Annotated in this window: 23 protein-coding genes and 1 other RNA gene; 18 read left to right on the top strand and 6 right to left on the bottom strand. The window is 71.0% G+C overall.

Going from position 1 to position 24,314, the window contains the following annotated elements; translation table 11 throughout:
- Nucleotides 1-57: 57 nt before the first annotated feature.
- Entirely contained in the window at nucleotides 58-1,164 is a 1,107-nt protein-coding gene (prfB, locus tag ACWCPY_RS10545; protein ID WP_072489181.1) for a peptide chain release factor 2, read from the top strand.
- A 383-nt stretch (nucleotides 1,165-1,547) separates the two neighbouring features.
- Nucleotides 1,548-2,414: an LPXTG cell wall anchor domain-containing protein gene (locus ACWCPY_RS10540; protein ID WP_451263927.1), complete on the top strand. Its 867-nt coding sequence runs from the start codon at nucleotides 1,548-1,550 to the stop codon at nucleotides 2,412-2,414.
- 136 nt (nucleotides 2,415-2,550) lie between these two features.
- Here the strand turns inward: ACWCPY_RS10540 and ACWCPY_RS10535 are convergent, their stop codons facing one another.
- Nucleotides 2,551-2,748: a hypothetical protein gene (locus tag ACWCPY_RS10535; protein WP_451263926.1), complete on the bottom strand. Its 198-nt coding sequence runs from the start codon at nucleotides 2,746-2,748 to the stop codon at nucleotides 2,551-2,553.
- Nucleotides 2,749-3,017: 269 nt separating this feature from the next.
- On the opposite strand from ACWCPY_RS10535, the gene ftsE reads away from it, so the two are divergent.
- The 5 genes from ftsE (at nucleotide 3,018) to ssrA (ending at nucleotide 6,916) form a co-directional block, all read left to right on the top strand.
- The gene (gene ftsE, locus ACWCPY_RS10530) at nucleotides 3,018-3,707 is read left to right on the top strand and encodes a cell division ATP-binding protein FtsE (protein ID WP_072484165.1); all 690 of its coding nucleotides are present in this window, start codon (nucleotides 3,018-3,020) and stop codon (nucleotides 3,705-3,707) included.
- Between the two features lie 23 nt (nucleotides 3,708-3,730).
- A complete protein-coding gene (ftsX, locus tag ACWCPY_RS10525; protein ID WP_451263925.1) occupies nucleotides 3,731-4,648 on the top strand; it encodes a permease-like cell division protein FtsX in 918 nt (305 codons plus the stop codon).
- Nucleotides 4,649-4,715: 67 nt separating this feature from the next.
- A complete protein-coding gene (locus ACWCPY_RS10520) occupies nucleotides 4,716-5,930 on the top strand; it encodes a S41 family peptidase (protein WP_451263924.1) in 1,215 nt (404 codons plus the stop codon).
- Between the two features lie 18 nt (nucleotides 5,931-5,948).
- On the top strand, nucleotides 5,949-6,437 hold the full coding sequence (gene smpB / locus ACWCPY_RS10515; protein WP_124723236.1) for an SsrA-binding protein SmpB: 489 nt from the start codon (nucleotides 5,949-5,951) through the stop codon (nucleotides 6,435-6,437).
- A 109-nt stretch (nucleotides 6,438-6,546) separates the two neighbouring features.
- Nucleotides 6,547-6,916, top strand: a transfer-messenger RNA (tmRNA) gene (ssrA, locus tag ACWCPY_RS10510).
- 688 nt (nucleotides 6,917-7,604) lie between these two features.
- Here ssrA and ACWCPY_RS10505 read toward each other — a convergent pair.
- The 3 genes from ACWCPY_RS10505 to ACWCPY_RS10495 form a co-directional block, all read right to left on the bottom strand.
- Nucleotides 7,605-8,438: a PIG-L family deacetylase gene (locus tag ACWCPY_RS10505; RefSeq protein ID WP_451263923.1), complete on the bottom strand. Its 834-nt coding sequence runs from the start codon at nucleotides 8,436-8,438 to the stop codon at nucleotides 7,605-7,607.
- 185 nt (nucleotides 8,439-8,623) lie between these two features.
- The gene (locus tag ACWCPY_RS10500; protein WP_451263922.1) at nucleotides 8,624-9,022 is read right to left on the bottom strand and encodes a hypothetical protein; all 399 of its coding nucleotides are present in this window, start codon (nucleotides 9,020-9,022) and stop codon (nucleotides 8,624-8,626) included.
- A gap of 34 nt (nucleotides 9,023-9,056) precedes the next feature.
- Nucleotides 9,057-10,316 (bottom strand): MFS transporter, encoded by a 1,260-nt coding sequence (locus ACWCPY_RS10495; RefSeq protein ID WP_451263921.1) that lies wholly within the window; start codon nucleotides 10,314-10,316, stop codon nucleotides 9,057-9,059.
- 82 nt (nucleotides 10,317-10,398) lie between these two features.
- Between ACWCPY_RS10495 and ACWCPY_RS10490 the strand changes: the two genes are divergently transcribed.
- From ACWCPY_RS10490 to ACWCPY_RS10475, 4 genes are all read left to right on the top strand, one after another.
- Nucleotides 10,399-11,409 (top strand): LysR family transcriptional regulator, encoded by a 1,011-nt coding sequence (locus tag ACWCPY_RS10490; protein WP_451263920.1) that lies wholly within the window; start codon nucleotides 10,399-10,401, stop codon nucleotides 11,407-11,409.
- Nucleotides 11,410-11,625: 216 nt separating this feature from the next.
- Nucleotides 11,626-12,774 (top strand): uroporphyrinogen-III synthase, encoded by a 1,149-nt coding sequence (locus ACWCPY_RS10485; protein ID WP_451263919.1) that lies wholly within the window; start codon nucleotides 11,626-11,628, stop codon nucleotides 12,772-12,774.
- Between the two features lie 105 nt (nucleotides 12,775-12,879).
- On the top strand, nucleotides 12,880-13,260 hold the full coding sequence (locus ACWCPY_RS10480; protein ID WP_451263918.1) for a DUF4259 domain-containing protein: 381 nt from the start codon (nucleotides 12,880-12,882) through the stop codon (nucleotides 13,258-13,260).
- 53 nt (nucleotides 13,261-13,313) lie between these two features.
- Complete coding sequence (locus ACWCPY_RS10475) at nucleotides 13,314-13,877, top strand: GNAT family N-acetyltransferase (protein WP_451263917.1); 564 nt, start codon at nucleotides 13,314-13,316, stop codon at nucleotides 13,875-13,877.
- Between the two features lie 26 nt (nucleotides 13,878-13,903).
- On the opposite strand, the gene ACWCPY_RS10470 is transcribed toward ACWCPY_RS10475, so the two are convergent.
- On the bottom strand, nucleotides 13,904-14,362 hold the full coding sequence (locus ACWCPY_RS10470) for a GNAT family N-acetyltransferase (protein WP_451263916.1): 459 nt from the start codon (nucleotides 14,360-14,362) through the stop codon (nucleotides 13,904-13,906).
- Nucleotides 14,363-14,580: 218 nt separating this feature from the next.
- Between ACWCPY_RS10470 and ACWCPY_RS10465 the strand changes: the two genes are divergently transcribed.
- The 6 genes from ACWCPY_RS10465 to ACWCPY_RS10440 all read left to right on the top strand — a co-directional run bounded on the left by ACWCPY_RS10465 (nucleotide 14,581) and on the right by ACWCPY_RS10440 (nucleotide 21,916).
- Nucleotides 14,581-15,210 carry a CGNR zinc finger domain-containing protein gene (locus ACWCPY_RS10465; RefSeq protein WP_451263915.1) on the top strand — a complete coding sequence of 210 codons (630 nt, stop codon included), beginning with the start codon at nucleotides 14,581-14,583 and terminating at the stop codon, nucleotides 15,208-15,210.
- Between the two features lie 47 nt (nucleotides 15,211-15,257).
- Nucleotides 15,258-15,920, top strand: coding sequence for a sigma-70 family RNA polymerase sigma factor (locus ACWCPY_RS10460; protein ID WP_451263914.1), 663 nt, complete (start codon nucleotides 15,258-15,260; stop codon nucleotides 15,918-15,920).
- Entirely contained in the window at nucleotides 15,917-16,846 is a 930-nt protein-coding gene (locus tag ACWCPY_RS10455; protein ID WP_451263913.1) for a zf-HC2 domain-containing protein, read from the top strand. The genes ACWCPY_RS10460 and ACWCPY_RS10455 overlap by 4 nt, the downstream gene beginning before the upstream one ends.
- A gap of 104 nt (nucleotides 16,847-16,950) precedes the next feature.
- Nucleotides 16,951-19,335 carry a HelD family protein gene (locus ACWCPY_RS10450; RefSeq protein ID WP_451263912.1) on the top strand — a complete coding sequence of 795 codons (2,385 nt, stop codon included), beginning with the start codon at nucleotides 16,951-16,953 and terminating at the stop codon, nucleotides 19,333-19,335.
- A gap of 488 nt (nucleotides 19,336-19,823) precedes the next feature.
- On the top strand, nucleotides 19,824-21,245 hold the full coding sequence (locus ACWCPY_RS10445; RefSeq protein ID WP_451263911.1) for a malic enzyme-like NAD(P)-binding protein: 1,422 nt from the start codon (nucleotides 19,824-19,826) through the stop codon (nucleotides 21,243-21,245).
- Nucleotides 21,246-21,634: 389 nt separating this feature from the next.
- Entirely contained in the window at nucleotides 21,635-21,916 is a 282-nt protein-coding gene (locus tag ACWCPY_RS10440; RefSeq protein ID WP_003968811.1) for an HU family DNA-binding protein, read from the top strand.
- Nucleotides 21,917-22,122: 206 nt separating this feature from the next.
- On the opposite strand, the gene murA is transcribed toward ACWCPY_RS10440, so the two are convergent.
- Nucleotides 22,123-23,463 carry a UDP-N-acetylglucosamine 1-carboxyvinyltransferase gene (murA, locus tag ACWCPY_RS10435; protein ID WP_362205375.1) on the bottom strand — a complete coding sequence of 447 codons (1,341 nt, stop codon included), beginning with the start codon at nucleotides 23,461-23,463 and terminating at the stop codon, nucleotides 22,123-22,125.
- A gap of 275 nt (nucleotides 23,464-23,738) precedes the next feature.
- Here murA and ACWCPY_RS10430 point away from each other — a divergent pair, with 275 nt between their 5' ends.
- A complete protein-coding gene (locus tag ACWCPY_RS10430; RefSeq protein WP_072484143.1) occupies nucleotides 23,739-24,299 on the top strand; it encodes a YqgE/AlgH family protein in 561 nt (186 codons plus the stop codon).
- The last annotated feature ends 15 nt before the right edge of the window (nucleotides 24,300-24,314 follow it).

Genomic DNA, 24,314 nt, shown 5'->3' with positions numbered 1-24,314 from the left:
GGGGCGTGATCGGACGGCCCGAGGAACGTCCGTGCCGACAGCCGTTACGCTGGACCCGTGGCAGTCGTCGATATTTCCGAAGAGCTGAAGTCCCTCTCCTCGACCATGGGGTCGATCGAGGCCGTCCTGGACCTGGATGCGCTGAGGGCGGACATCGCCGCGCTCGAGGAGCAGGCGGCCGCGCCTTCCCTCTGGGACGACCCCGAGGCGGCGCAGAAGATCACCAGCAAGCTTTCGCACCTCCAGGCCGAGGTCCGCAAGACCGAGGCGCTCCGCGGCCGGATCGACGATCTCGAAGTCCTCTTCGAGCTCGCCCAGGACGAGGGCGACGCCGATGCCCTGGCCGAGGCGGAGTCCGAGCTGGAGTCCGTCCGCAAGGCGCTGGACGAGATGGAGGTCCGTACTCTCCTGTCCGGCGAGTACGACGCCCGCGAGGCCCTGGTCAACATCCGCGCCGAGGCCGGTGGCGTGGACGCCGCCGACTTCGCCGAGAAGCTCCAGCGCATGTACATCCGCTGGGCCGAGCGGCACGGCTACAAGACCGAGGTCTACGAGACGTCGTACGCGGAGGAGGCCGGCATCAAGTCGACCACCTTCGCCGTCCAGGTGCCGTACGCCTACGGCACGCTCTCCGTCGAGCAGGGCACCCACCGGCTCGTCCGGATCTCGCCCTTCGACAACCAGGGCCGCCGCCAGACGTCCTTCGCGGGCGTCGAGGTGCTGCCGGTGGTCGAGCAGACCGACCACATCGAGATCGACGAGTCCGAGCTGCGCGTGGACGTGTACCGCTCCTCGGGCCCCGGCGGTCAGGGCGTCAACACCACGGACTCCGCGGTCCGTCTGACCCACCTCCCGACCGGCATCGTCGTCTCCTGCCAGAACGAGCGCTCGCAGATCCAGAACAAGGCATCCGCGATGAACGTCCTCCAGGCGAAGCTCCTGGAGCGCCGCCGCCAGGAGGAGCAGGCCAAGATGGACGCCCTCAAGGGCGACGGCGGCAACTCCTGGGGCAACCAGATGCGGTCGTACGTCCTGCACCCGTACCAGATGGTCAAGGACCTGCGTACGGAGTTCGAGATGGGCAACCCGGAAGCGGTCTTCAACGGCGAGATCGACGGCTTCCTGGAGGCGGGCATCCGCTGGCGCAAGCAGCGGGAGAAGTAAGCGGGAACAAGCGTTCACGACGGTGCCGGAGACCCCACGGGGTTTCCGGCACCGCTGTTTTGGCCGGAGTCGCCACGAGGTCGCCGCCGAAGGGGAGTTGGGGCTCCTGGTTGCGCGGGTGCTGTGGCGAGTGCGTCACAGTCGTGATTCCGAATGAAGGTCAACTGCGAACAAACCAGTTCATATTGCACGGAACGGCCTTGACGTAGTCCTTAACTGTGGACAGGGTGCTAGGGCAGCATGCGTATGTCTGGGACGGGTGTGAACGGGGGCGGGCGGCATGACCACGGCTCTGTGTGGCGCCGTTCGGAGCGAACTCCGGAGAGCCGGGGCCCGCATATGGCTGCTCCACTGACGAGAACAGCTACTGGGGGTAGCAGCACATGACGAAGAAGACGCGAGTCCGCGTCGCGCGGATCGCCGCCGGTGCGGTCATCGCCGCAGGCGCCTCGCTCACCGCCGCCGGTGTGGCTTCGGCCGTCGGCGTCGATGTCAACGTTGCCGGGCTGTCGGCCAAGGCCGAGGTCGGGGCCGATAACGGGGACGGCGACGGCGAGTGCAGCCCGATCGACCCGCGCTGCGGTGAGACCGGTGGCAACGATGGTGGCACCGGCAATGACGGTGGTACCGGCAACGATGGTGGTACCGGCAATGACGGTGGTACCGGGAACGACGGTGGTACCGGGAACGACGGTGGTACCGGGAACGACGGTGGTACCGGGAACGACGGTGGTACCGGGAACGACGGTGGTACCGGGAACGACGGTGGTACCGGCAATGACGGTGGTACCGGCAATGACGGTGGTACCGGCAATGACGGTGGTACCGGGAACGACGGTGGTACCGGCAATGACGGTGGTACCGGGAACGACGGTGGTACCGGGAACGACGGCGGTACCGGCACCTCCGGCACCTCCGGCACGTCCGGCACCTCCGGCACCTCCGGCACGTCCGGCACCTCTGGCAACGGCGGCACCACCGGCACCGGCGGCTCCACCGGCTCCGTGACCGGCGGCGGCGACGACGCCGGCACCTGCACCGTCGACCTCGACGGCGCGAAGTGCGCGGACAACACCACCCCCGACTCCGTCGGCAACCAGCCGGTCGAGCAGGGCAAGGGCAAGGACGAGCTCGCCGAGACCGGTGCCGCCGAGACCACGTTCCTGCTGGTCGGCGCCGCGACGATGATCGCCGGAGGCATCGGCTTCCGGATGCTGCCGCGCCTCGTGAACGGCCGTACGGTCGCCTAAGGGTCACCCGCGGTAACGGCTGCACAGCCACACGGATACACAGAGGCACACAGAGGGGCCCGGGACGCCGATCGGCGTCCCGGGCCCCTCCGCGTACACGTACCGGCGCCTGCGGGCCGGCAGACGGGGCGGGCGGCTACACGGTCTGGTGCGCCAGCAGTGCCAGCGCGCCCAGCACCACCAGCAGGGCCACCAGCATCGCCGGATTCAGCCCGGCGAACATTCCCTGCTCCTGTTCCTGCTGCAGCCGCGCGCGGCTGGCCCGGCACACGGGGCAACGGCCCTCGTTGACGGGCGCCGCGCAGTTCGCGCACACCAATCGGTCATAGGTCATGCGCTTTCCTCCTCCCGCGCGGCGGAGCCGCATACGCTTTCTCTCCGCACAACGCTCATGGAAACGCAACCGTTCCCCCTACCACTGTGCCAGCTCGCGCGGATTTCGGCGCGGCCCGCCGGACATCACCCGTTCCGTCGTACTTCGGCCCCGCTTCCGGCCGGTACCGTTCCGCCATAAATCGCCCATCCTCGGACGCGCGCCTGCACGCGTCAGTCCGGTTCGCGTATGGTCACGCACACCTACTCCCGGCCGACCGTGGTGCATCCGTGATCCGATTCGACAACGTCTCCAAGACCTACCCGAAGCAGAGCCGTCCCGCTCTACGGGATGTGTCTCTCGATATCGAGAAGGGCGAGTTCGTCTTCCTGGTGGGCTCATCCGGCTCCGGCAAGTCCACCTTCATGCGACTCATCCTCCGCGAGGAGCGCGCAAGTCAGGGCGCGGTCCACGTCCTGGGCAAGGACCTCGCGCGCCTGTCCAACTGGAAGGTGCCGCACATGCGCCGCCAGCTGGGCACGGTGTTCCAGGACTTCAGGCTCCTCCCCAACAAGACCGTTGCGGAGAACGTGGCGTTCGCGCAGGAGGTCATCGGCAAGCCGCGCGGTGAGATCCGCAAGGCGGTGCCCCAGGTTCTCGACCTGGTCGGCCTCGGTGGCAAGGAGGACCGGATGCCCGGTGAGCTCTCCGGTGGTGAGCAGCAGCGCGTGGCGATCGCGCGGGCGTTCGTGAACCGCCCCATGCTGCTGATCGCGGACGAGCCGACCGGCAACCTCGACCCGCAGACCTCCGTCGGCATCATGAAGCTGCTGGACCGGATCAACCGGACCGGCACCACCGTGATCATGGCGACCCACGACCAGAACATCGTCGACCAGATGCGCAAGCGCGTCATCGAGCTGGAGCAGGGCCGTCTCGTACGCGACCAGGCCCGCGGCGTCTACGGCTACCAGCACTGAGCATCGAGCACTGAAAGGACGCCATGCGCGCCCAGTTCGTCCTGTCGGAGATCGGCGTCGGCCTCCGTCGCAACCTCACGATGACCTTCGCCGTCGTCGTCTCCGTCGCCCTCTCGCTCGCCCTGTTCGGCGGCGCGCTGCTCATGCGCGAGCAGGTCAGCACGATGAAGGACTACTGGTACGACAAGGTCAACGTCTCGATCTTCCTCTGCAGCAAGAGCGATGTGACCTCGACGCCCAAGTGCGCCAAGGGAGCTGTCACCGCGGAGCAGAAGAAGAACATCGAGGACGACCTCGGCAAGATGGACGTCGTCGACACGGTCACCTACGAGTCCGCCGACCAGGCGTACAAGCACTACCAGGACCAGTTCGGCGACTCGCCCATGGCGAGCAACATCACGCCGGACCAGATGCAGGAGTCGTTCCGGGTCAAGCTTCACGACCCGAAGAAGTACAAGGTCGTCGCCACCGCCTTCGCCGGCCGGGACGGGGTGCAGTCCGTCCAGGACCAGAGAAGCATCCTGGACAACCTCTTCCAGTTGATGAACGGCATGAACGTGGCCGCCCTCTTCGTGATGGCGCTGATGCTGATCATCGCGCTGATGCTGATCGTGAACACCGTCCGGGTGTCCGCGTTCAGCCGGCGGCGCGAGACGGGCATCATGCGGCTCGTCGGCGCCTCCGGGTTCTACATCCAGATGCCGTTCATCATGGAGGCCGCGTTCGCCGGTCTCATCGGCGGCGTCCTGGCCTGCGTGATGCTGCTGGCCGGCCGGTACTTCCTGATCGACGGCGGACTGGAACTCCAGAGCAAGCTGAATCTGATCGACTTCATCGGCTGGGACGCGGTCTTCACCAAGCTGCCCCTGGTCCTGGCAATCGGCCTGCTGATGCCCGCCGTTGCCGCGCTCTTCGCGCTCCGCAAGTACCTCAAGGTGTGACATGCGCCCCCTGGGCGCGCGGCCAACCGGCCGTGCGACCAGGGGGCGTTGTCCTAGACTCGGCGACATGTCGGGCCCCACGCAGTGTTTCGGGCCCCGCGGCGTGCGCCGCGGGGCGGCCCTGACATTGGTTTTCGCGGGTGTGCTGGCCACCGGGGCGGTCACCGGTTCGCTGCCGCGCGGCAGCGCGAAGTCCGAGGAGTTCGCGACCCGTTCCGTGGCCTCCACCGTCGACCGCGACGAGGTGGCCGACGCCGCCGCCCGTGCCGTGGCCGACGGCAAGTCCGGCAAGGAGGCGGCCGAGGAGGTCGTCAGCCGCAGCGGCGACCGCTGGGGCGCGGTGTACGACGAGCGGCAGTACGAGGAGTTCGAGCAGGCCCTGGACGGCTCGTACACCGGCGTCGGGATCTCCGCGAGGCGCTCCGCCGACGGACGGGTCGAGGTGGCCCGGGTCCAGCCCGGTGGCCCCGCCGACCGGGCCGGCATCGAGCCCGGCGACCTGATCCGTACGGTCGACGGCCACCGGGTCGACGGACGCCCCGTCGCGGAGGTCGTCGCCCTGCTGCGCGGAGACCGTACGGAGGCCGCCGCGGGCAGCACCGTCGTCCTGGGGATCGGGCGCGGCACCGGCCTGCGGACCGAGACGCTGCGCCGGGCCAGACTGACCACCGAGGCCGTGACCGTGCGGCGTATCGACCACCCCCGTGCCGGCTCCTCCACCCCTTCCGGTTCCTCCGACGCCTCCGGGGCCGTCCTGATCGAGGTCGACTCGTTCACCAGGGGCTCGGGCACCAAGGTCCGTGACGCGGTCCGGGCCGCCCCGTCCGACGCCGGTGTGCTCCTCGACCTCCGAGGCAACTCCGGCGGACTGGTCACCGAGGCCGTCACCGCAGCCTCCGCCTTCCTGGACGGCGGCCTGGTCGCCACGTACGACGTCCACGGCGAGCAGCGCGCCCTGTACGCACAGCCGGGCGGCGACACCGACCGTCCCCTCGTCGTCCTGGTCGACGGCGGCACGATGAGCGCCGCCGAGCTCCTCACCGGCGCCCTCCAGGACCGTGGCCGCGCCGTCACCGTCGGCTCGCGGACCTTCGGCAAGGGCTCGGTCCAGATGCCCAGCAAGCTCCCGGGCGGCTCGGTGGCCGAGCTGACCGTCGGCCACTACCGCACCCCGGCGGGCAGGGGAGTCGACGGTCGGGGCATCACCCCGGACCTCACGGTCGGCTCCGGGGCCGAGCAGCGGGCCGAGACAGTATTGAGTGGCCTCGGGGGTGGGTCGTAGTGCGAAAATGGCCGCACTATGGCTAAGGAAAAGGACACAGGGCGCAAGCTCATCGCGCAGAACAAGAAGGCGCGGCACGACTACCACATCCTCGACACCTACGAGTGCGGCCTCGTACTCATGGGCACCGAGGTCAAGTCGCTCCGGCTGGGCCGGGCCTCCCTGGTGGACGGCTTCGTCCAGATCGACCGCGGCGAGGCATGGCTGCACAACATCCATGTGCCCGAGTACGTGCAGGGGACCTGGACCAACCACTCGGCCAAGCGGAAGCGCAAGCTGCTGATGCACCGGGCCGAGATTGACAAGCTGGAGTCGAAGTCGGGCGAGACGGGCCACACGATCGTGCCGCTCGCGCTCTACTTCAAGGACGGCCGGGTCAAGGTCGAGATCGCGCTCGCCAAGGGCAAGAAGGAGTACGACAAGCGTCAGACCCTCCGCGAGAAGCAGGACACGAGGGAGACCAACCGCGCGATCTCGGCGGCGCGCAGGCGCCAGCGGAGCGCGTAGCACCCGGCTCCGCCGGGCGTCGGCAGGAATAGGCTGGCATCGTCGCGCGTTGGTCACGTACGATGGCACTGCACTCCACAGCGGGTGCGCGCATTTGAAAAAACAACATGGGGATGATCGGTTTCGACAGCGGATGTCGAAGCAGGGGAAGCGTGTCGAGGAAGCGGCAATGATCTCGTAAACCATATGTCGCAACCAATAATCGCCAACACCAAGCGCGATTCCTTCGCCCTCGCTGCCTAAGTAGCGACTTGCGAAGTGTCAGCCCGGGGGTGATCCCGACCCGGATCCTGGCATCATCAAGGGATCTAAACTTCTAGACCCGGTCACGGGGCCTGGAAGGAAATCAAACAGTGGCTGAGCCCGTCGGAGACTTGTTCGCGTGATCTCCGGGGCCGAGAAAATCGCAGCGAACTGCACACGGAGAAGCCCTGATTCTGCACCGTTGGACGCGGGTTCGATTCCCGCCATCTCCACAATTCCCATGTGAGCCTCTGCCCTGCGAAGCATTCGCAGGGCAGAGGCTTTTTCATGCCCGGCCCCCGGTCGTCTGCCCGGCCTGCGGGGCGAGCAGGTTCTTCACGGCAGACGGCCCGCTGAACTCCGATCGCGTCGATGATGATCTCGTCGCCATGCCCTCGGTGCGGGCCTCCAGCGACTCCGGGCTCTGCCGGCCGTACCCGACCGGGAACGAGGGGTCCTGTTCCCACCGCCCGTACGTCTCCACGAGATCGGGCCGGCAGGGGCCGAGGGCACAGGTGCCGGTGCTGATCCAGAGGATCGGGCCAGGGCTGTGACCTGCTGCTTCTTCCGCTGTCTCATGGCGTGTCGGACATCGGAGCCTCAGCTTCGTGTCGCTTCCTCGGCGGTCCGTCTTGATCGGAGCGGACCGCCGGTCCTGTGATCTGGGCTGTCGCGCGCCTTCCGAGTCGGCAGCCCGCAGGTCTCCCCCCTGTGCGGGTGCTGGGTGGTTTGCGGTGTCGGGTCAGTAGTGCGGGCACGCGTCGACGCCGTCGGCGAGTGCCTGGACGCGGGCTGCCGGAGCGGAACTCGCGTGGACAAGCCTCCGGGTGTGTGACCCGCTCGATCGCGCCGTGCGGCCGATGAGCTTTCCCCGGGGCCCGGGGCCCGGGGCCCGGGCGGACGGGCCCCGGGCGGACGGGCGGATCAGCGCAGTCCGGCGAAGAGATCGTTCTCGGGTACGGCGGCGCCGGTGGCGTCCTTGACACGTACGAAGGTCTCCATGCCCATCAATTCGCCGAACCTTTCCTTGCCCATCCTGAGGAAGAAGATGTTCTCGCCCTGACTGGCGTGCGCGGCCAAGGCATCGAACTTCTGACCGCTGAATGCGATGGTGTCCACCCACGTGGTGATCTCATCGTCGGGGAGGCCGATCTCGGCCATCGCGGCGGCCTCGGCAGGATCCGGCTCCGGCATGTCCTCATGAAACTCGCGCACGGTCTCCCCGAACCGCTGCATCATCGAGCGGGGCATCGTCGTCCAGTACACCTTCGGTGTCAGCGCGGTCATCTCCAGCGCCGCCATCGTGATGCGGTGGGCCTGGATGTGGTCGGGGTGGCCGTAGAAGCCGTTCTCGTCGTAGGTGACGACCACATCGGGCCGGTAGTGCCGCATGAGTTCCGCAAGTCGGCCGGCGCCTTCCTCCACGGGGGTCTGCCAGAAGGATCCGGGGGCGTCGTTGCTCGGCCAGCCCATCATCCCGGAGTCGGCATAGTCCAGCATCTCCAGATCGCTGACCTTCAGGACGTCACAGCTCGCCTCAAGTTCTTGACGGCGTATCAAGGCGACGGCCGCCGGATCGTGCCCGGGAGCGCCCGGCTTGACACCCCCCGGTCCGTCACCGCAACCGCCGTCGGTGCATGTCACGAGAACGGTGCGGATGCCTTCCGCCGCGTACCGCGCGAGGACCCCTCCGGTTCCGGTGGCCTCGTCGTCGGGGTGGGCGTGCACTGCCATGAGCGTCAAGGGCCGGTCAGCCATGAAACATTCCTCCACAGAAATACGCTTTGGTCCGAGCGCGCGGCGGGCGTACCGCGATCCCGGGGGCCGGATGCTGGTGGGGCGGACGACCTCGTGGTCTCCGTGTCCCCGCCCGTGCGGCGCCGGTCCCTCGGTCGATGCAACCGTGACGACCGGACCGGCTGTTCCCGACGCAGCCGTGGCCTTCAGGCTTCGGGTCTCAACGCGAACGAGGTACAGGCGCGACCTGCTGTCCTGTCGCACTCCAGCGCATCCTGCCGGGCGACGCCAACCAGTGCATCTGCGCGGGCTTCAAGCACATCGACGCCGACGCCGACGCCCGGATCGCCACAGCGCTGCGGCTGCCCGACGCCGGCAAGATCCGTTTGCCGCCGCTCGGCTACCGCGACCCGAGCGGAGCGCTGCCGGCCGCCGTCGTAGCCGCCCTGCAACACGACTTCTCCCACCCCGCCATCCGCACGGCCGCCGCCGCGGGTCGCATCTCGGTCATCGACTACGCCGACGGCCATGGACACGCCGAGGTCATCGACCTCGCGCGTCGAACCGGAGTACGCGGAAGCCGATGAGGTGGCCTTGGGCTGCATGGGCCGGGTCTGCTCGCGTCCGAGGCCACGCCCGTCAACGGCCCCGGGGAACCCGGACCCCGATGGTCGCGACGGTCAGGGCCAGGCCCGCCGCGCAGATCGGTACGACATAGCCCGTCACCTGTCCGGTGTGCTCCACCATCCAGCCGCCGGTCGCCGAACCCGCCGCGATGCCGCCCAGCAGTGCCGTCACGGCCAGCGTCATGCCCTCGTTCAACTGGCTCTCCGGGGTGAGGCGTTGCACCAGGGTCATCCCGGTCACCATGGTCGGGGCCGTCGCCGCGCCGGCCAGCAGGAGTGCGCCGGCGAGGGCGAGCGGGGAATCGGTCGAGGCGGCGGCGAGCAGCGGCAGGGACATCAGTGTCGTCATTCCCGCCAGGCAGACCAGCAGTCGGCGCCGGATGTCCGCGGCCGGGCGCAGCGATCCGTACAGCAGTCCGGCCACGCACGAGCCGGCCGCCTGGAGTGCCAGGATCGCGCCCCCGGCGTGGGCGATCGTGACGACCTCCATCGCGCCGAAGACCGCGCCGGTGGCGAGGAAGGCGGCGAGCAGTGCCGGCATGCCCGGGGTGCGCAGCGGGGTGCCCGCGTGGGTGCGGGGGGCCACGGGGGGTTCGGTGGCGCGCTGGGCGGCGAAGATCAGTACGCCGGTCATCAGCAGGACCGCCCCGACGAGCGTTCCGGCCTCCGGGAAGAGCGCCGCGCACAGGAGTGCGGCGAGGGCCGGGCCGAGCATGAAACAGAGTTCGTCCGCGGCCTGTTCGAAGGAGTTCGCGGTGTGCAGGGCGGCCGGGTCGCCCCGGTGCAGATGGGCCCAGCGGGCCCGGGACATCCCGCCCGTGTTGGGAGTGGTGGCGGTGGCGGCGTAGGAGGCGAAGAGGGTCCAGGACGGGGCCCCGTAGTGCACGCAGAGCAGCAGGGCCAGCGAGCCGAGCGCGGCGAGCGCGGTGGCGGGCACCGCGACCCTGGCCTGTCCGTACCGGTCGACGAGCCGGGCCGTCCAGGGGGCGACCACCGCCGTGGCGGCGAGGCCGGTCGCGGTGACGGCCCCGGCCAGGGCGTACGAGCCGCGCGAGCCGGCGATCATGATGACCGCGCTGACGCTGAACATCCCCATGGGCAGCCTGGCCAGGAGGTTGCCCGCGGTGAAGGCGCGGGCGCCGGGAGTGGCGAGCAGCCTGCGGTACGGGTTGGTGGACGCCCGCCGGGCGGGTGCGGTGCGCGGGGCGATGACCAGCAGGTCACCGGAGACGGTGAACAGGGGACGGTCGGCGGGGGTTCTCTCGTACGGCATGGATCAAGCGTCGGGGCGCACGGTGTCCGCGGTCCAACACCTGCTCCGTACCGATTGACGCATCTGTGTTGTAAATTCTGGTGTGGCCTTCTCCGCTGCCGGTCCCGGCACCCAGACGCACACCGCCGACACCCACACCGACCCCCGGCTGCTCCGCGCCTTCGTCGCGGTCGCCGAGGAACTGCACTTCACCCGCGCCGCCGCCCGGCTCTACATCGCCCAGCAGGCACTGAGCCGCGACATCCGCCGGCTGGAGCGCGAGCTGGGCGCGGAGCTGTTCGTACGGACCACCCGGCAGGTCGCCCTCACCGCCGACGGCGAGCGGCTGCTGCCGTACGCGCGACGGGTGCTCGACGCGCACGCCGAGCTCGTCGAGGCCTTCGCCGACCCCGCGGCCCGGCCGCTCTTCGTCGACCTCAACACCGACGGCATGGCGGCCGCCCGGGTGCTCGCCCGCGCCCGCGAGCTGGCCCCGCAGTGCGAGCTCATGGCGCGCTTCGAGAGCGGCCTGACCTGGGCGGCGGACGAGATCCTCGCCGGGCGGCTCGATGTCTCCTTCGGCCGCGCCGCCGGACTCGACCCCGCGGTACGGGCACGGCTCGGCGTGCAGCCGGTGCGGTACGAGCCGATGGCCGTGCTGCTCCCCGACGACCACCCGCTCGCCTCGCGCGAGGCCGTCGCACTCGACGACCTGGCCGGGGAGACCGTCTACGCGGGCGACGGGAACCCGCGCACGAAGGAGTGGACGGACTTCGCCCGGCTGCTCTTCGCCGAGTGGGGCATCGCACTGGCGCCGCCCGTCCCGCTCGCGATAGGCGTGGCCGAATTCCAGCGGGTCATGGCCAAGGACCGGAACCCGGTGCTCGCCGTGGTCGATTTCCCTCCGGTGCAGGGCACCGTGGTGCGTCCGCTGGTACGGCCCGTGCCGCTTTCGCCGCTCCTGCTGGTCTGGCGCAAGGGGCTGCGCCACCCCGGCCTGGACGCCCTGCGCGCGGCCGCGGACCAGTTGGGTGCGCAGGAGGGCTGGATGGTGCGTCCGAGTGACAGCTGGCTTCCCGGTCCGGACGTGGCGCTGATGCTGAAGTCCGGCTGACCGCGCACCGTGCGTATACCTTCTCGCCGGAACGGGTCCCGCCGGGCACGTGCGGGGAAGCCGCCGCCCGGCGGTGCCGGGGCCGGATTGTGGCCGTCCGGTGCCGGGTGACGTAACGGGCGGGAAATACGGGTGAACCAGCCCTGTCACGCATCATTGGCAGGCTCGCCCCTCGGCATCATCGGGCAGCAGCGGTACGGGAGCCGGGAAGACCATATGCGCGACACGCACGAGGACGAAGAGCACGGGCCCCTCGCGGGATTCACCGTCGGGGTGACCGCCGCACGGCGCGCGGAGGAGTTCGGCGCGCTGCTCGAACGACGGGGTGCCACGGTCCTGCACGCACCCGCCCTGCGGATCGTGCCGCTCGCCGACGACGGCGAGCTCCTCGCCGCCACCCGCGAAATCATCGATTCCGTCCCCGACACGGTCGTCGTCACCACCGCCGTCGGTTTTCGCGGCTGGATCGAGGCCGCCGCGGGCTGGGGCCTCGGCGACCGGCTGCCGGCGGTCCTGCGTGGCGCCGAACTGCTGGCCCGTGGCCCCAAGGTCAAGGGCGCCGTCCGGGCCGCCGGGCTGACCGAGAGCTGGTCGCCCGCCTCCGAGTCCATGGCCGAGGTGCTGGACCGGCTCCTGGCCGAGGGTGTGACGGGCCGCCGCATCGCCCTCCAGCTGCACGGCGAGCCCCTCCCCGGCTTCATCGAGTCGCTGCGCGCCGCGGGCGCCGAGGTCGTCCCCGTACCCGTCTACCGCTGGACGGGACCCGAGGACATCGCCCCGCTCGACCGGCTGCTCGACACCACCCTGGCCCGCGGTCTGGACGCGCTCACCTTCACCAGCGCCCCGGCCGCCGCCTCGCTGCTGGGCCGGGCCGAGGAACGCGGGCTGCTCCCGGAACTCCTGAGCGCGCTGCGCGAAGACGTCCTCGTGGCCTGCGTCGGACCGGTCACCGCCCAGCCGTTGCGGGCCCGCGGCATCGGCACCGTCCAGCCGGAACGCTTCCGGATCGCGCCGCTCGTCCAGCTGCTGTGCCAGGAACTCCCCGCCAGGGCACCCGTGTTGCCGGTCGCCGGACACCGGGTCGAGATCCGGGGGCATGCCGTGCTCGTCGACGGCGAGCCGCGCCCCGCGCAGCCCGCCGGAATGGCGCTGCTGCACGCCCTGGCCCGCCGGCCGGGCTGGGTGGTGGCCCGCGCCGACCTGCTGCGCGCACTGCCCGGCGGCGGCACCGACGAGCACGCGGTGGAGACGGCCATGGCGAGACTGCGCACGGCGCTGGGCGCGCCCGGCCTCATCCAGACGGTCGTCAAACGCGGCTACCGGCTGGCCCTGGATACGGCAGAGGACGGCGGGGACCGGCGCTGAGCCCGCTGCCGCACCCGCTGCCACCGGAACCTGAGTATCAGCATCAATGTCAGTGCCCCTTGGTAGAACGGGGGAGGCAGGGCAAGACCAGCGGAAGGGGGTCCCGTGGGTACCTGGGGCAGCGGGAATTTCGACAGCGACACGGCCGCGGACCATCTGTCGGGCGTCACCGGACGGCTCGTCTCGGAGATCGAGGAGGCGATGGCCGGCGACCCGGTCGGCCTGGAGCCCGACGAGTACGACGGCGTCACCGTGCCGTGCAACATCGAGCTGCTCTGCCTGATCGCGGAGCAGAACCACGTCGGCGCGAGCGTGCCGGAGCCGGCGGTGGCCGAGGGCTGGAAGAAGACGTTCATGGACGTGTGGGAGCGGACCATCGACGGCCTGGAGCCCGAGCGGGGCTACAAGAAGGACAGACGCGTGGAGCTGATCCGCACCTTCGACCGGCTGGTGGTCCTGGCGAAGCAGCGGCACGAGGAGCGGTGAGGGGGGCGCGGGCCGGTGAGGGGGCCGGACGGGCGCCGGGATAGCGTGCCCGGATGACCCAAGACATCCACCGCCTCGACGCGGAGGTACGGCTCCGCCCCGTCACCCGGGCCGACGCCGCCTCCCTCGCCGTCGCACTGACCCGCAGCCGCGCGTACATGCAGCCCTGGGAGCCCGTGCGGCCCGACTTCTTCTACACCGAGCAGGGGCAGCGGGAGCGGCTGGCCGGGCTGCTCGCGGACCGCGACGCGGGGCGGGCGATGCCCTGGGTGCTGGCCGACGAGGAGGACCGCGCGATCGGCGGGTTCAACCTGAACGCCATCGTGCTCGGGCCGTTCCGCAGCGCCACGCTCGGCTACTGGGTCGACGTCGAGTACGCGGGCCGCGGCCTGGCCACGGCCGCCGTGCGGCGGATCTGCGAGGTGGCCAGGGACGGGCTGGGTCTGCACCGGGTCGAGGCGGGGACGATGACGGACAACCTCGCCTCGCAGCGAGTGCTCGCCAAGTGCGGCTTCGAGCAGTACGGGACGGCCCCGCGCTACCTCCACATCAACGGCGAGTGGCGCGACCACCGAATCTTCCAGCGGATCCTGCACGACAACCCGCCCACGGGCTGAGCGACCGGCCGGCCGGGGAGGGACGGCTACGGGCGGAGAGTGCGGGCACGCGGCACGTCCCCGGCGCGCGGCCGCACGTGCCGGTGCCCGTCCAGCGGCCACGGCGGCCGCGCCGGAAGCACCTCCACGAAGCCGTATCCGCTCTTCTCCGCGACCCGGCAGGACGCCTCGTTGTCCATCCGGTGCAGCAGGTCCAGCCGTGTCAGCCCGTCCCCGGCGAACGCCTCGAACGCCCAGTCGCCGAGCGCCCCGAGCGCCTGGACCGCGACTCCGCGGCCGCGGGCGTGCGCCGCGGTCCAGTAGCCGACCTCCGCGCTCCCGGAGCCCGGTGCGGAGTGCTTGAGCGCCACGTTGCCGACCAGTTCGCCCCCGCGATCGCGGTCCACCACCGCGAAGCTGACGTAACTGCCGGACTCCCGGCCCTCCTGCCGCACCCGCAGCCACTGCTCCGCCTCCGCCTCGTCCGTGACCTGCGACCGCAGCATGGCGCGCATCCCGGGATCGCGGTACGCCTCGATCAGCGCAGGGCCGGAGCAGCAGCGGTCCGGCCGAGAGGGTGGTGGTGGCGAGAGCGTCGTTCATCCGGACACCGTACGGCTCCGCCGTGCGCGACGACCCGTGGGGCAGCAGGGGTTCCGGGCCGGGCCCGTGAGGGGCACCCTGGGGGAGACCCCACCGGTGACCCCGAGGCGGTGACATGCACATGGCGGCCGACAGGAGCTCGTGCGACTGGCGGTTCGACTCCGGTCGGCCCTGCCTCGATTTGGTGGCGACGGGGATCGGGACCACCGGCGCATGCGAACTGCTCGACGGTGCCGAGCGGCTCGCCGACTGGCTGCTCGCCACCGGACTCGTACCGGGCGGCACCCGGCTCGACGCCGTGGACGAGACCTGGGTGGCGCGCTTCCGGCAGCTGCGGAGCGGTGTCGACCGGCTGCTGACGGCCGAGCTCGGCGGCGGCGGGGCCGGGAACGCCCTGGACCGGGTCAACGAGCTCGCCGCCGGGGCGCCACCGGGGCTGCGGGCCGTGCGGGGCAGGGGCGGCAAGCTGGTGCGGGCGCTGAGCGCCGACCCCGAGTGCGGGGCGCTGCTCGCCGCCGTCGCCCGCGATGCCGTGGAGCTGCTCACCGACCCCGTGGCACGCGCCGGACTCCGCCGCTGCGAGGCCGACAACTGCCGCCGCTTCTACCTGGACACCTCACGCGGACACCGGCGGCGCTGGTGCTCCAGCGAGGTGTGCGGGAACCGCGAGCGGGTGGCCAGGCACCGGCGCCGGGTGGCGGCCGTGTCGGTCGCGGGCGCCGTCGCGGTCCCGGACGCGAGCCTGTCGTAAAGAATCCGGGGCCGGTTTGAACGGATCGCGGTCCGCCCGCGTATTCGATGACCGAGGAGCTCCACAGGGCCGACCGGGAGGTGCGGGTGCGCAAGGATGCGGCCGTGGCCGACGACCGTCCGCACAGGGCTCGGCATCGCGGCGGGCCGCCCCCGTCGGCGCCGGCGCCCGCGCCCCCGGCACCCCCGCCGGAGCCTTCCGGCGCCCCGGACGAGGAGCTGATGCGGGCGCTCTACCGCGAACACGCCGGGCCGTTGTTCGCGTACGTGCTCCGCCTGGTCGCCGGCGACCGTCAGCGCGCCGAGGACGTGGTGCAGGAGACGCTCATCCGCGCCTGGAAGAACGCCGGGCGGCTGGGCGGCGCCACCGGGTCGGTCCGCCCCTGGCTGGTGACGGTCGCCCGGCGCATCGTCATCGACGGCCACCGCAGCCGGCGGGCCCGGCCGCCCGAGGTCGATCCGTCGCCGCTGGAGGCCATGCCCGCCGAGGACGAGATGGACCGGGCGCTCTGGCTGATGACGCTCTCCGACGCGCTCGACGAACTGACCCCCGCGCACCGGGAAGCCCTGGTCGAGACGTACTTCAAGGGCCGTACGGTCGGTGAGGCGGCCGATGTGCTGGGCATACCGAGCGGGACGGTGCGGTCCCGGGTCTTCTACGCACTGCGTTCGATGAAACTCGCATTGGAGGAGAGGGGGATCACGGCATGAACGACGACCACGAGTGGGAGCCCTTCGGCCTCCGGCCGACCGGCCGCTCCGGCCCCGCAGACCCGGCCGACCCCTTCGGCTCCTCCGGCCCAGGCGACCCCGATCGCCCCCGCAGCCCCGGCGAGCCCCGTCGTCCCCGCGGCCCCCACCGCCGCCACCGCGTCGACGACCCCTCCGGGCACGACGCCGCGGGTGCCTACCTCCTCGGGGTCCTCGACGAGGACGAGGCCTCCGGCTTCGAGGCGCACCTGGCCGAGTGCGAGCCGTGCGCCGGCCGGCTCGACGAGCTGGCCGGCCTGGAACCCCTGCTCGCGGCGCTCGCCGAGCCCCCGGCCGCCGTGCCCGCCGCCCGCCTCGTCCCGCACGTACCGGACCAGCCCGGCCCCCGCGTGCTGGAGCGGCTGGTCGGCGAGGTGGCGGCCGCGCGGGCCCGGCGCAGGCGCCGGGCCGGGTATCTGGTGGCGGCGGCGGTGGCGGTGATCATCGGCGGCCCGGTGTTCGCGGTCCTGGCGAGCGGCGACGACGGCCCGTCGACGCGGGCGGCCGGCCCGTACCCCACCGGATCCGCCGAGGACGCCCTCCCCGACCGCATGCCCGAAGAGGTGCGGGCCACTGACCCCCTCACCGGGGTCGACGCCACGATCGGCATGGCGGGAAAACCCTGGGGCACCAGCACCGTGCTGGAGCTCAGGAACGTCACGGGCCCGCGGAAATGCAGCCTGATCGCGGTGTCGAAGACCGGCGAGGAGGAAGTCGTCACCTCCTGGTCCGTGCCGCAGGGGGGATACGGCGTCGAGGACTCCCGGTACCCGGGCGCGCGTCACCCCCTCCACGTCCAGGGCGGCACGGCCATGGACCGGGGCGACATCGACCACTTCGAGGTGCGTACGTCCGACGGGAGGCGGCTGGTCGAGGTGGATGCCTGACCGGGATCGGCGGCTGACCATTTCGATACGCGCGCCGGGTGCGCGGCGGGTCCCCCTTCGCATAAGGTTGACGGCTGCCCAATGCACGTCAGAAGGGGGCCTCGGTGGCCGCGCAGGATGCCGCTGTCGATTCGTTGCGGGACCGGGAAATCGGTGTCGAGCAGGAACATCTCGACCGTGTGTACCACCGCCTTGAGGAGAAGATCCACGAGGCGGAATTTCTCATGAATGACGCCGTCAAGCGCGGCCAGGTCGGGACCCCGGGAGCGCTCGCCGAGCGCGACGCCCAGGTCTTCCGGGCCGGAATCCACCTCAACCGGCTGAACAGCGAGTTCGAGGACTTCCTCTTCGGACGGATCGACCTGCTGCTCGGCAAGGACGGCGAACGCGGCCCGGACGGCGCCTACACCTCCGTCGAACCGGCCGACGACGCCGTGCGCGAGGACCTGACGGCCGATATCGCGGAGACGCTGCACATCGGCCGGATCGGGGTCCTCGACTCGGACTACGCGCCGCTGGTCATCGACTGGCGCGCCCCGGCCGCCGCGCCGTTCTACCGGTCGACGCCGAAGGAGCCCGGCAGGGTCGTACGACGCCGGGTCATCCGCTCCAAGGGCCGCCGGGTCCTCGGCGTCGAGGACGACCTGATGCGCCCCGAGCTGACCGCGTACCTGGGCGGCGACAAGCTGCCCGTCATCGGCGACGGCGCCCTGATGGCGGCGCTCGGCCAGGCCCGCAGTCACACCATGCGGGACATCGTCTCCTCCATCCAGGCCGAACAGGACCTGGTGATCCGGGCCCCCGCCGCCTCCGTCACCGAGGTCTCCGGCGGCCCCGGCACCGGCAAGACGGCCGTCGCCCTGCACCGCGCCGCGTACCTCCTCTACCAGGACCGCCGGCGCTACGCGGGCGGCATCCTCGTCGTCTCGCCGACCCCGCTCCTGGTCGCGTACACCGAGGGCGTGCTGCCCTCGCTGGGCGAGGAGGGGCAGGTCGCGATCCGCGCCGTCGGCTCGCTCTCCGACGAGGCGGCCGGTGTGGAGGGCGCCACCACCTACGACGAGCCCGCCGTCGCCCGGATCAAGGGCTCCTCGCGGATGCTCCAGGTACTGCGCAAGGCCTCCCGCGGCGCGCTGGAACAGCCCGGTACCCCTCGCAGGACGGCGGACCGGGACGGCCAGCTGTCCTTCGGCGACGAAGCGGACGAAGCCGGAGCCCCGGCCACCCCGACCCGCCTGCGGGTCGTCGCGTTCGGCGCCCGCGTCGAGCTGAACGCCGACGAACTGCACCGCATCCGGCAGTCCGTCCTCGGCGGCACCGCCCCGGTCAACCTGCTGCGCCCGCGCGCCCGCCGGATGCTCCTGGACGCCCTGTGGAACAAGTCCTCGGGCCGGGGCCGCTACACCGACCCCGAACTCGCCGCCGAACTGCGCTCCTCCTTCGACGAGGACGTCTCCACCGAGACGGTCTTCCTCGACTTCCTGAACGCCTGGTGGCCCGAGCTCACCCCGCGCGGGGTGCTCGCCGCGATGGCCGACGAGAAGCGGCTCGGCCGCTGGGGCCGCCGGGTCCTCAACCAGGGCGAGGTGCGCCGCCTCGCCCGTTCCCTGAAGCGGCTCGACCGCGAGGGGAACGGGCCGCTGTCCGTGCACGACGTGGCCGTTCTCGACGAGCTCCAGACGCTGCTCGGCACACCGCACCGGCCGAAGAAGAAGCGCGAGCTCGACCCGCTGGACCAGCTCACCGGTCTGGAGGAACTGATGCCGCAGCGCGAGGAGACCCAGCGCGAGCGCGCCGAACGGCTGGCGGCGGAGCGTACGGAGTACGCCCATGTCATCGTCGACGAGGCGCAGGACCTCACGCCCATGCAGTGGCGGATGGTCGGCCGCCGGGGCAGGCACGCCACCTGGACGATCGTCGGGGACCCGGCGCAGTCCTCCTGGTCCGATCCGGACGAGGCCGCCCGCGCGCGCGACGAGGCGCTCGGCAACCGCCCGCGCCGCCGCTTCACCCTCACCGTCAACTACCGCAACCCGGCGGAGATCGCTGAGCTGGCCTCGAAGGTCCTGGCGCTGGCGATGCCCGGAATGGAGTCACCGTCCGCGGTCCGCTCCACGGGTGTGAAGCCGCGCTTCGAGACCGTACGGGACGGCGATCTGGCCGCCTCGGTGCGCGAGGAGGCGCGGCGGCTGCTCGCCGAGGTCGACGGCACCGTGGGCGTGGTCGTCGCGATGAACCGCCGGGCGCAGGCCCGCGAATGGCTCGCGGAGCTCGGCGAGCGGGTGGTGGCGCTGGGCAGCCTGGAGGCGAAGGGCCTGGAGTACGACGCCACGGTGGTCGTCTCGCCCGCGGAGATCGCCGACGAGTCCCCGGCCGGGCTGCGGGTGCTGTACGTGGCGTTGACGCGTGCGACGCAGCAGCTCACGGTGGTCTCGGGGGAGCGGGACCTGCCCGACGAGGACGGTGTTCCGGACCTGCTGAGGGACTGAGCCGGAACCGGGCGGAAGCGGTGGTGACCGCGGGGCGGACCGATTTCCGGGTCAACCTGTGCTGCGGGGAATCACTTCTTCGGGGTCTTTGTTAGCCTGGTGTCGGCACCGGCTCGATCCAAGCCCCCGGGCCCAACCTTCGTCGCTACGAGCGACCACTTGCCGCGAGGCGAGCATGGCGGGTCGGTGCCGCTCGACCCAGAAGACAGACCCGCGTCACCTCCAGGTGGCGCGGGTCTGTTCTTGTTTGCGGAGTCCGTTCCCGCGCGGGAGGTGCTCCATCTCACGGACCTGGCCGGTACCGGATGTGTCCGGGACCGCTCGGGGGTTCCGCTGAAGCGGTCATATCTCGTATGGTGGAAACTACTTTCCGAAGAGTGGCAGTCATTACCGGCTACCGGCCAGTAGGTGCGACGATCGGGAAGCGTGTCCGAGGCGAGCGCCCCGGTCGCGCGGCAATGAAGCTAAGGAAAGCGAAGGACTCGGCCATGGCAACGGCGCCCAGCGTCTCGTACTCGATGACGGTCAGGCTGGAGGTGCCCGCGAGCGGCACAGCGGTCTCCCAGCTCACCACGGCCGTGGAGTCCTCCGGCGGATCGGTCACCGGCCTCGATGTGACCGCCTCCGGTCACGAGAAGCTGCGGATCGACGTCACCATCGCGGCCACCTCCACCTCGCACGCCGACGAGATCGTCGAGGGTCTGCGCGACATCGAGGGCGTCGTCCTGGGCAAGGTCTCCGACCGTACGTTCCTGATGCACCTCGGCGGCAAGATCGAGATGGCGTCCAAGCACCCCATCCGCAACCGTGACGACCTCTCGATGATCTACACCCCGGGCGTGGCCCGGGTCTGCATGGCCATCGCCGAGAACCCCGAGGACGCCCGCCGCCTCACCATCAAGCGCAACACCGTTGCGGTCGTGACGGACGGCTCCGCCGTGCTCGGCCTCGGCAACATCGGCCCGATGGCCGCCATGCCGGTCATGGAGGGCAAGGCGGCCCTCTTCAAGCGCTTCGCCGACATCGACGCCTGGCCGATCTGCCTGGACACCCAGGACACCGACGCCATCGTCGAGATCGTCAAGGCGATCGCCCCCGGCTTCGCGGGCATCAACCTGGAGGACATCTCCGCGCCGCGCTGCTTCGAGATCGAGGCCCGGCTGCGCGAGGCCCTGGACATCCCGGTCTTCCACGACGACCAGCACGGCACCGCGATCGTCGTGCTGGCGGCGCTGACCAACGCGCTCCGCGTGGTGGGCAAGGGAATCGGGGACGTACGGGTCGTCATGTCCGGCGCCGGAGCGGCCGGTACGGCCATCCTGAAGCTCCTCATCGCCGCGGGCGTCAAGCACGCCGTCGTCGCCGACATCCACGGCGTGGTGCACGCCGGCCGCGAGGACCTGGTCTCCGCCGACGCCGACTCGCCGCTGCGCTGGATCGCCGACAACACCAACCCGGAGTCCGTCACCGGCACCCTCAAGCAGGCCGTCGCGGGCGCCGACGTCTTCATCGGCGTCTCCGCCCCGAACGTGCTGGACGGCGCCGATGTCGCCGCCATGGCCGAGGGCGCGATCGTGTTCGCGCTCGCGAACCCGGACCCCGAGGTGGACCCGGCAATCGCACGTCAGACGGCTGCAGTTGTCGCCACCGGGCGCTCCGACTTCCCGAACCAGATCAACAACGTGCTGGTCTTCCCGGGCGTCTTCCGCGGTCTGCTGGACGCCCAGTCCCGCACCGTCAACACGGAGATGATGCTCGCCGCGGCGGGCGCGCTTGCCGACGTGGTGGCCGAGGACGAGCTGAACGCGAACTACATCATCCCCTCGGTCTTCAACGACCGGGTCGCGGGCGCGGTCGCCGGCGCCGTCCGGGACGCCGCGAAGGCGGCCGCCGGCGGCGTGAAGGGCTGAGGCCTCCTGTCCGGACCGGGCCGGGCCCCGCGGGGTCCGGCCCGGTCCGGACGTAAAGACACCAGGGCCGGTCCGGACTACGGCGCGTCGCGGTTCGCCGTGCCCCAAACGCCCCTTTAGGGTGGGCGGGCGGCGCGTCCCGCCAAGGCCCGCATCCGCTGCGGAACGTTTTCGGGGAGTCGACGGAACGTCACCACGAAGAGGCAGTGGCGCTTTTCGTGTGACTCCGGAGGGTGCCGGATTGGCGTTACCGCCGCAGGTGGGGGCAGGATGCGTAATCGGGCGCGAGGGTCTGACGACAGACCCGGGTCCGGGGACTGTCCGAGGGCCCTGGCAGCATCGGCTTCGATCTCACGCCTCACAGGCAAGAAGAACACGGGAGTAACAACATGAACCGCAGTGAGCTGGTGGCCGCCCTGGCCGACCGCGCCGAGGTGACTCGCAAGGACGCCGACGCCGTGCTGGCCGCGCTCGCCGAGACCGTCGGTGAGATCGTCGCCAAGGGCGACGAGAAGGTCACCATCCCCGGCTTCCTGACCTTCGAGCGCACCCACCGTGCCGCTCGCACCGCTCGTAACCCGCAGACCGGCGACCCGATCAACATCCCGGCCGGCTACAGCGTGAAGGTCTCCGCGGGCTCCAAGCTCAAGGAAGCCGCCAAGGGCAAGTAAGCCCCACAGGCGCGACGAAGGGCGGTCACCCCACCAGGGTGACCGCCCTTCGGTGTACCGGCCCGAGAGGCCCCGTTCTGGGCCTTTACGGCCCGGTAGGGGAGAACCTGGCCCCGGCCGGCGGGGGAGCGGGAGCCCGAATACGCGGAACGGGGGCCCGGGGCAGTGCCCCGAACCCCCGTCAGCAGCCGTCCGGCGCCCCGGTCTCAGACCAGCGCCCCGCCCGGCAGCTCGACCTTCGCGCCCAGCTTCTCCAGCTTCTCCATGAAGTTCTCGTAGCCGCGGTTGATCAGGTCGATGCCGTGCACCCGCGACGTGCCCTGCGCCGCCAGTGCGGCGATCAGATACGAGAAACCGCCGCGCAGGTCCGGGATGACCAGATCCGCGCCCTGGAGCCGCGTCGGGCCGGACACGACCGCCGAGTGGAGGAAGTTGCGCTGGCCGAAGCGGCAGTCGGAGCCGCCCAGGCACTCGCGGTAGAGCTGGATGTGCGCGCCCATCTGGTTCAGCGCGGAGGTGAAGCCGAGCCGCGACTCGTACACCGTCTCGTGGACGATGGACAGGCCCGAGGCCTGCGTCAGGGCCACCACCAGCGGCTGCTGCCAGTCGGTCTGGAAGCCGGGGTGCACGTCCGTCTCCAGGGCGATGGCGTTCAGCGCGCCGCCCGGGTGCCAGAAGCGGATGCCCTCGTCGTCGATCTCGAAGGCGCCGCCGACCCGGCGGAAGGTGTTGAGGAACGTCATCATCGAGCGCTGCTGTGCGCCGCGTACGTAGATGTTGCCCTCGGTGGCCAGCGCCGCGGACGCCCAGGAGGCCGCCTCCAGGCGGTCCGGGATCGCCCGGTGCGTGTAGCCGTCCAGCCGGTCGACACCGGTGATCCGGATCGTCCGGTCGGTGTCCATCGAGATGATCGCGCCCATCTTCTGCAGTACGCAGATGAGGTCCTCGATCTCCGGCTCCACGGCCGCGTTGGACAGCTCGGTGACGCCCTCGGCGAGCACCGCCGTCAGCAGCACCTGCTCGGTGGAGCCCACCGACGGGTACGGCAGCCGGATCTTGGTGCCCCGCAGCCGCTGCGGGGCCTCCAGGTACTGCCCGTCCGCCCGCTTCTCGATGGTCGCGCCGAACTGCCGCAGCACGTCGAAGTGGAAGTCGATCGGCCGGCCGCCGATGTCGCAGCCGCCGAGCCCCGGGATGAAGGCGTGGCCGAGCCGGTGCAGCAACGGGCCGCAGAAGAGGATCGGGATGCGCGACGAGCCCGCGTGGGCATCGATGTCGGCGACGTTCGCGCTCTCCACATGGGTCGGGTCCAGAATCAGCTCGCCCGGTTCGTCACCGGGCCGGACCGTCACGCCGTGCAGCTGGAGCAGCCCCCGGACCACCCGCACGTCGCGGATGTCGGGCACATTGCGCAGCCGGCTGGGCCCGCTGCCGAGCAGCGCGGCGACCATCGCCTTCGGCACCAGGTTCTTGGCGCCTCTGACGCGGATCTCGCCCTCCAGCGGGGTTCCGCCGTGGACAAGCAGGACATCGTCTGTGCCGGTCATGAATCTCGCGTTCCGGAGTGGTCGGGCAGGGGCCAAACGAAAGAGTAATGGCCCACTGCCCCCATTCCGTAAGAGAAGAGGGGGTGTACGAACGTCATGAATCCGCCACAACACGCTCTGCTTCCCCGGTCTTGCGGAGGGTTACCGTCCGCATGGTCCTCCGCAAGGCGCGCTCCCCGTGCACCCGTGCGCCCTGAGCTGCGCCGCGGCCCGTCCGGCGACCGGGCGGCCCACTTGGTCCCCGCGAGGAGCGAAGATGCGGGATCATTTCTGCCATGACCGAGGTGTCCTCGCTCACAGGGCGACTGCTCGTGGCCACACCCGCGCTCGCGGACCCGAATTTCGACCGCGCGGTGGTGCTGCTCCTCGACCACGACGAGGAGGGCTCACTCGGCGTGGTCCTGAACCGCCCGACCCCGGTCGGCGTCCGCGACATCCTCATGCCCTGGGCGGGCCTGGCCGGCGAACCGGACGTCGTCTTCCAGGGCGGCCCGGTCTCGCTCGACTCGGCGCTCGGCGTGGCCGTCATCCCCGGCGACGAGGGGCCGCTCGGCTGGCGCCGGGTGTACGGGGCGATCGGCCTGGTGGACCTGGAGGCGCCGCCGGAGCTGCTGGCCGCGGCGCTCGGCTCGCTGCGGATCTTCGCCGGGTACGCGGGCTGGGGCCCCGGCCAGCTGGAGGCCGAACTGACCGAGGGCGCCTGGTACGTGGTCGAGTCCGAACCCGGGGACGTCTCCTCCCCGCGCCCGGAACACCTCTGGCGCGCGGTCCTGCGCCGCCAGCGCAGCGAACTGGCGATGATCGCCACGTATCCGGACGACCCTTCGCTGAACTGAAGCTCCGGGCTGTCG

Source organism: Streptomyces sp. NPDC002403 (genome assembly GCF_053593015.1).
Note: the sequence above shows the minus strand (reverse complement) of the source record. Positions and strands in the feature narration are given on the sequence as shown.